Here is a 3,497-nt window from a genome sequence, read left to right as displayed (position 1 = left end):
ATGATCTGAAGTCTGTGTTAGCGGTCAACTCAACCTGAGAGTTTGATCCTGGCTCAGAGCGAACGCTGGCGGCAGGCCTAACACATGCAAGTCGAACGGATCCTTCGGGATTAGTGGCGGACGGGTGAGTAACACGTGGGAACGTGCCTTTTGGTTCGGAACAACTCAGGGAAACTTGAGCTAATACCGGATAAGCCCTTCGGGGGAAAGATTTATCGCCATTAGAGCGGCCCGCGTAGGATTAGCTAGTTGGTGGGGTAAAGGCCCACCAAGGCTACGATCCTTAGCTGGTCTGAGAGGATGATCAGCCACATTGGGACTGAGACACGGCCCAAACTCCTACGGGAGGCAGCAGTGGGGAATCTTGCGCAATGGGCGAAAGCCTGACGCAGCCATGCCGCGTGAATGATGAAGGTCTTAGGATTGTAAAATTCTTTCACCGGGGACGATAATGACGGTACCCGGAGAAGAAGCCCCGGCTAACTTCGTGCCAGCAGCCGCGGTAATACGAAGGGGGCTAGCGTTGCTCGGAATTACTGGGCGTAAAGGGAGCGTAGGCGGATAGTTTAGTCAGAGGTGAAAGCCCAGGGCTCAACCTTGGAATTGCCTTTGATACTGGCTATCTTGAGTACGGAAGAGGTATGTGGAACTCCGAGTGTAGAGGTGAAATTCGTAGATATTCGGAAGAACACCAGTGGCGAAGGCGACATACTGGTCCGTTACTGACGCTGAGGCTCGAAAGCGTGGGGAGCAAACAGGATTAGATACCCTGGTAGTCCACGCTGTAAACGATGAGTGCTAGTTGTCGGCATGCATGCATGTCGGTGACGCAGCTAACGCATTAAGCACTCCGCCTGGGGAGTACGGTCGCAAGATTAAAACTCAAAGGAATTGACGGGGGCCCGCACAAGCGGTGGAGCATGTGGTTTAATTCGAAGCAACGCGCAGAACCTTACCACCTTTTGACATGCCCGGACCGCCACAGAGATGTGGTTTTCCCTTCGGGGACTGGGACACAGGTGCTGCATGGCTGTCGTCAGCTCGTGTCGTGAGATGTTGGGTTAAGTCCCGCAACGAGCGCAACCCTCGCGATTAGTTGCCATCAGGTTTGGCTGGGCACTCTAATCGTACTGCCGGAGTTAATCCGGAGGAAGGCGGGGATGACGTCAAGTCCTCATGGCCCTTACAAGGTGGGCTACACACGTGCTACAATGGCGACTACAGAGGGCTGCAATCCCGCGAGGGGGAGCCAATCCTAAAAAGTCGTCTCAGTTCGGATTGCACTCTGCAACTCGAGTGCATGAAGTTGGAATCGCTAGTAATCGCGGATCAGCATGCCGCGGTGAATACGTTCCCGGGCCTTGTACACACCGCCCGTCACACCATGGGAGTTGGCTTTACCCGAAGGCGCTGCGCTAACTCGCAAGAGAGGCAGGCGACCACGGTAGGGTCAGCGACTGGGGTGAAGTCGTAACAAGGTAGCCGTAGGGGAACCTGCGGCTGGATCACCTCCTTTCTAAGGACTGCTTCTCCAAGGCTTCGGCCTTATTGAAGCGTCTAATTATACAGATGAGCGGATCGCCGCCGTCTTCGTTTCTCTTTCCACTCCTCATCGGCCGTTCAGGCTGCTGGGGCGATCGCGAGCCCAGGAGCGGGTCTGTCCCTAGTGGACGGGATCTGGTCTATGCGGCCTATGGGCCCGTAGCTCAGTTGGTTAGAGCGCACGCTTGATAAGCGTGAGGTCATAAGTTCAAGTCTTATCGGGCCTACCACTCTCTCCTAATTGGATACCGCACTCTCAAGTTTGACTTGGGCGACCAGGCTCTCCTGGCTTAGCAACTCACACCGAGTGTGAGGGGCCATAGCTCAGTTGGTAGAGCGCCTGCTTTGCAAGCAGGATGTCGTCGGTTCGAATCCGTCTGGCTCCACCATCTCTTCATCTGGAAGGGGTGGTAACGCGATCGAGGAATGATCAAGTTTGCGTCCGCTGCGCTTAGCGCCGGATGCGAAATGACATCGTAAAGGTAGGGTTCACCCGCCGCCTGCATCTCACCCTTGGGATGCAGCTGGTTTAAGGGCGGACTTTGAAGAAGACATCAAATGTCTGACTACAAAGCGCATGCGACACATCCCCTAGATGTGAAGCGCATGGGTTTTGCTGAGAACGATCAAGCGCATAAGGGCTTCTGACGGATGCCTTGGCATTGAGAGGCGATGAAGGACGTGGCACGCTGCGATAAGAGCCGGGGAGGCGCGAGCACCCTTTGATCCGGCTATCTCCGAATGGGGAAACCCACCTTTATGGTCACCCAACTTAGTCTAGCCTTCGGGCTAGGCCAGGATTGGATGGTCAGAAGAGGTATAATGGGCTGAATACATAGGCTCCATTAAGCAAACCCGGGGAACTGAAACATCTCAGTACCCGGAGGAAAGGACATCAACCGAGACTCCCGTAGTAGTGGCGAGCGAACCGGGACCAGGCCAGTGCTGTCGTGACATAAAGCTGAACGACTTGGAAAGGTCGGCCATAGTGGGTGATAGCCCCGTAAGCGTCAAATAGCGACAGACTCGAGTAGGGCGGGACACGTGAAATCCTGTCTGAACATGGGGGGACCACCCTCCAAGCCTAAGTACTCCTCAATGACCGATAGTGAACAAGTACCGTGAGGGAAAGGTGAAAAGCACCCCGACAAGGGGAGTGAAACAGATCCTGAAATCGGAAGCCTACAAGCAGTCGGAGCCACCGCGCGTGGTGACGGCGTACCTTTTGTATAATGGGTCAGCGACTTCATGTGCCGTGCAAGCTTAAGCCGTTAGGTGTAGGCGCAGCGAAAGCGAGTCTGAATAGGGCGAATAAGTACGTCGCATGACGACCCGAAACCAGGTGATCTATCCATGAGCAGGTTGAAGGTAAGGTAACACTTACTGGAGGACCGAACCGGTGAATGTTGAAAAATTCTCGGATGACTTGTGGATAGGGGTGAAAGGCCAATCAAACCTGGACATAGCTGGTTCTCCGCGAAAACTATTTAGGTAGTGCCTCGGACGTATTCCTTGGGGGGTAGAGCACTGAATGGATGCGGGGGGAGCGATCTCTACCAATTCTAATCAAACTCCGAATACCCAAGAGAACTATCCGGGAGACACACGGCGGGTGCTAACGTCCGTCGTGAAAAGGGAAACAACCCTAACCATCATCTAAGGCCCCCAAGTTCTGGCTAAGTGGGAAACGATGTGGGTTTGCTTTGACAACCAGGATGTTGGCTTAGAAGCAGCCATCATTTAAAGAAAGCGTAACAGCTCACTGGTCAAGCGAACCTGCGCGGAAAATGTAACGGGGCTCAAGCCAGACGCCGAAGGTATGGGTGTGCGTAAGCACGCGGTAGCGGAGCGTTCCGTAAGCCGTTGAAGGTGAGGCGCGAGCCTTGCTGGAGGTATCGGAAGTGAGAATGCTGACATGAGTAGCGATAAAGAGTGTGAGAGACACTCTCGCCGAA

Annotated in this window: 2 tRNA genes and 2 rRNA genes; all 4 read left to right on the top strand. The window is 54.3% G+C overall.

From position 1 onward, the window contains the following. Positions 1 to 30 precede the first annotated feature (30 nt). A 16S ribosomal RNA gene (locus tag DBR10_RS17270) occupies positions 31 to 1,516 on the top strand. Between the two features lie 179 nt (positions 1,517 to 1,695). Then, positions 1,696 to 1,772 (top strand) — tRNA-Ile (locus tag DBR10_RS17265). Positions 1,773 to 1,855: 83 nt separating this feature from the next. Then, positions 1,856 to 1,931, top strand: a tRNA-Ala gene (locus tag DBR10_RS17260). A gap of 235 nt (positions 1,932 to 2,166) precedes the next feature. Beyond that, a 23S ribosomal RNA gene (locus tag DBR10_RS17255) occupies positions 2,167 to 3,497 on the top strand; the annotation flags it as partial.

The sequence above is a fragment of the Caulobacter sp. HMWF025 genome (assembly GCF_003060965.1).
In the GTDB taxonomy this organism is placed as follows: domain Bacteria; phylum Pseudomonadota; class Alphaproteobacteria; order Caulobacterales; family Caulobacteraceae; genus Caulobacter.
This window is presented reverse-complemented; position numbering and strand designations above follow the sequence as displayed.